5 protein-coding genes are annotated in these 3,058 nt (G+C 65.4%); 1 reads left to right on the top strand and 4 read right to left on the bottom strand.

Translation table 11 applies throughout. The features are described from left to right. Both rsmD and VNZ93_RS07350 read right to left on the bottom strand, forming a co-directional pair. Window positions 1-444: 16S rRNA (guanine(966)-N(2))-methyltransferase RsmD (gene rsmD, locus VNZ93_RS07355; RefSeq protein ID WP_325702263.1), on the bottom strand; the 444-nt coding region annotated here is incomplete at its 3' end. Then, a complete protein-coding gene (locus VNZ93_RS07350; protein WP_325702260.1) occupies window positions 444-1,436 on the bottom strand; it encodes a pseudouridine synthase in 993 nt (330 codons plus the stop codon). The genes VNZ93_RS07350 and rsmD, both read right to left, overlap by 1 nt. A 71-nt stretch (window positions 1,437-1,507) precedes the next feature. On the opposite strand from VNZ93_RS07350, the gene VNZ93_RS07345 reads away from it, so the two are divergent. Beyond that, window positions 1,508-1,951 (top strand): nucleoside deaminase, encoded by a 444-nt coding sequence (locus VNZ93_RS07345; RefSeq protein WP_325702257.1) that lies wholly within the window; start codon window positions 1,508-1,510, stop codon window positions 1,949-1,951. A gap of 3 nt (window positions 1,952-1,954) precedes the next feature. On the opposite strand, the gene VNZ93_RS07340 is transcribed toward VNZ93_RS07345, so the two are convergent. Next, entirely contained in the window at window positions 1,955-2,587 is a 633-nt protein-coding gene (locus VNZ93_RS07340) for a hypothetical protein (protein ID WP_325702254.1), read from the bottom strand. A 26-nt stretch (window positions 2,588-2,613) separates the two neighbouring features. After that, window positions 2,614-3,058 (bottom strand): patatin-like phospholipase family protein (locus VNZ93_RS07335; protein ID WP_325702251.1); only part of this gene is annotated, 445 nt, incomplete at its 5' end.

The following is a 3,058-nucleotide window of genomic DNA, read 5'->3' as shown; positions in this document are numbered from 1 at the left end:
CAGCGCATTGTGATTCAGCCATCCGCCGGTCAGCGCAGACGCGAGCGCCTTTTCCGCCAGTCCCTTGCCGTAGGGCGGGTCAAGAAAAATCAGCGAAAAGGGTTCGTTCGGATGCACGTCGCCGAGCTTCGTCGCATCGCGCCGGAAGATGCGGCTGACGCCTGCGGTGCCAAGCGTCTCGATATTCTGTCGGATGAGCGCGCGCGCCTCCGCCCCGTCATCCACGAACAGCGCGAAGGCCGCACCACGCGACAGCGCCTCCAGCCCGAGCGCGCCGGTGCCTGCGAAAAGATCGAGCGCACGCGCGTCAGTCACCGGATCGCCGTAGGCATGCGCGAGGATGTTGAAGATGGATTCGCGCGTGCGATCGGAGGTCGGGCGGATCGCCTGCGATTTCGGGCCCGCCAGAGTGCGGCCGCGAAACTTGCCACCGACGATGCGCATCAACGCTTCCGCTTTGGACGGTTGCTGCGCTGGTCGCGTTTAGCCCTGCCGGTGGCGGGGCGGTCGGATGTGCGGAAGCGCTCGCGCAGTTGCTTCGCCTTGCCTTTCGGTCTCGCCTCTTCCGCGCGCGACTTTGATTGCTGCTGCGGCTTCGCGCGGCCGCGCGCTTTCGGCTGGACAGGCTCCTCTTCGTCCTCCGGCTCGTTGATCATCGTGATCGGTCCGGTCAGGTCGATCTCCGCTTCCGTCGCAATGCGTTCGCCGAGCTGTTCGCGCAGATGCCGCGTGCGGATTTCCTCCACGGCTCCCTCGGGAAGGTCTCCGAGCTGGAAGGGCCCGAACGATACGCGGATCAGCCGGTTCACCTTGAGACCGAGATGCTCCAGCACATTGCGCACTTCGCGGTTCTTGCCCTCGCGGATCGCAAAGGTGAGCCATACATTGCCGCCCTGCAGCCGATCGACCGTCGCTTCGATCGCGCCATAGCGGATGCCGTTGACCGTGACTCCCTTGCGCAGCGCATCGAGTTGCGGCTGCAGGATTGCCCCATGCGCGCGCACGCGATAGCGGCGCAGCCAGCCGGTCGCCGGCAATTCGAGCACGCGGGCCAGGCCGCCGTCGTTGGTGAGAAGGAGCAGCCCCTCGGTGTTGAGATCGAGCCGGCCGACGCTGACAACGCGCGGCATCGTCCTGGGCAGCTTCTCGAAAATGGTCGGGCGCTTTTCCGGATCGGCATGCGTGGTCACCAGCCCGCGGGGCTTGTGATACAGGAACAGCCGCGTGCGCTCCCGCTTCGGCAGCGGCTTGCCGTCCACCGAAATGGTATCCGCCGCGGTGACGTTCAGGGCCGGCGAGGCAATGGTCTGGCCGTTGACCGAGACGCGGCCCTGCGTAATCCAGGCCTCCGCTTCGCGCCGCGAGCAGAGCCCGGCGCGGGCCATCACCTTGGCGATGCGGTCGCCTGCCGCGGTCGATTCTGTCTTTTGAGCCATGCGTAGCCTTATGCCGGGCATTGGCGCGCGAATAAAGCGTCCATATAACGGCGCGCATATAGAAGGGCTACATGTCGAAAAGCTTCATGGATCAGGCGCTGGACCTTGCCCGCGCGGCGGCTGGAGCCGGCGAAGTGCCGGTCGGCTGCGTCGTGGTGCGGGATGGCGAGGTCATCGCTGGCGGCGCCAACCGCACGCTGACCGACCGCGACCCGACCGCCCATGCCGAGATGCTGGCGCTTCGTCAGGCGGCCCGCACGCTGGGTACCGAACGTCTCACCGATTGCGATCTCTACGTCACGCTCGAACCCTGCGCGATGTGCGCCGGCGCCATCTCCTTCGCGCGGATCCGGCGTCTCTATTACGGCGCGGCGGATCCGAAAGGCGGGGCCGTCGACAACGGCGTGCGGTTCTTCGCGTCTCCCACCTGCCATCATCGCCCCGAGGTGTATGGCGGGATCGGGGAGAGCGACGCGTCAGTGCTGCTGAAGGATTTTTTCGCCGCGCGGCGGTGAAGGTCAGGCTCGCCGTCCGAACATGCGCAGCGCGTCCGGCGTGTTCGCCTCTTTCTGCCAGTCTGGCAGACGCGGATCGTCGCGCCGCATACCGGTCACGGCCGCGATCCATGCGTCTTCCGCGCTATCAAGCCCGTCGGGCCAGCGACCTGTCGTCCGAATGGCTTCGAGATCGCCCGGTTCAAGCAGCAGGTAATGCCGCCGCAGCCAGTCCTGGTCCATTCCGCGCATCCACGCGTCGCCACACTTCCTGCATCGCAGGAGGTCGATATCCGGTGTGCGGTGGAACAGGCATTCGGTGTGCTGTTCGATGCATTCGTCAACGTAATAGAGCCGGCGCACGACATTGCGGCCTGAAAAGTCGAGGTGATCGTAGTCCATCATGCTCTTGCGTCGGCAGGAGCAACGCCGCGCGAACAGCGTGTCGTAAACGGCGCGAAAGTCGATGCGCTCGTCGGGATCGGCGGCCCAGGTCACGAGCGTGGCATAGAGATCGTCACCTGCGAGTGCATGCAGGTCGGTGGCGCTCAGGATCGTCTTCGCTATTTCCATGCCGTGCGGCGCTTCGGCAGCCTGCCAGAAGAACCGGTCCCAGAATGCGCGACGCGGATGCTCGATCTTTTGCGTGTCGGTCATATGGTGCGTTGGGTTCGGCCAATTGCCTATGAAACGAGGAGGCGCGACAGTTTCTCCCGCAACTCCGCCTTGACCGGCTCGGCCGCGCGCAGGATCGCACTTGCCCGGAGGAAATCGAGCGCACGAAAGACGCCGACATTCGGCCTCAGCACGATGTCGGGCGCGCCGTGTTTCACTTTCTCGTCGATGATGGTCTGCGCCATCACAAGGATCGTTGCGAGATAGCATTCGATCGAGTCCGGCATAGCTGTGCATTCCTCAGCCGGGGGGCCTGCGACATCGACTGCAATCACGATATCGGCGAGTGCCCGCACGCGGTCGAAGGGGATCGGATTGGTCGCGCCGCCATCCACCATCACGCGGCCCTCGAACATTACCGGACGGCTGAGCCCCGGAATGGCCATGGAGGCGGCGACCGCAGCACGCAGCGGACCCGACGAGATCGCGGCCTCGCGCCGGCCGTAGAGATCG

The sequence above is a fragment of the Pseudorhodoplanes sp. genome, assembly GCF_035565795.1.
Lineage (GTDB): Bacteria > Pseudomonadota > Alphaproteobacteria > Rhizobiales > Xanthobacteraceae > Pseudorhodoplanes.
The sequence above is the reverse complement of the archived record's forward strand: the minus strand, read 5'-3'. Positions and strand labels throughout refer to the sequence as shown.

What these genes read in the sequence shown, in the direction of transcription:
- VNZ93_RS07350 (WP_325702260.1), bottom strand. Translation starts at nt 1,436, where the DNA reads ATGGCTCAAAAGACAGAATCGACCGCGGCAGGCGACCGCATCGCCAAG.
- VNZ93_RS07345 (WP_325702257.1), top strand. Translation starts at nt 1,508, where the DNA reads ATGTCGAAAAGCTTCATGGATCAGGCGCTGGACCTTGCCCGCGCGGCG.
- VNZ93_RS07340 (WP_325702254.1), bottom strand. Translation starts at nt 2,587, where the DNA reads ATGACCGACACGCAAAAGATCGAGCATCCGCGTCGCGCATTCTGGGAC.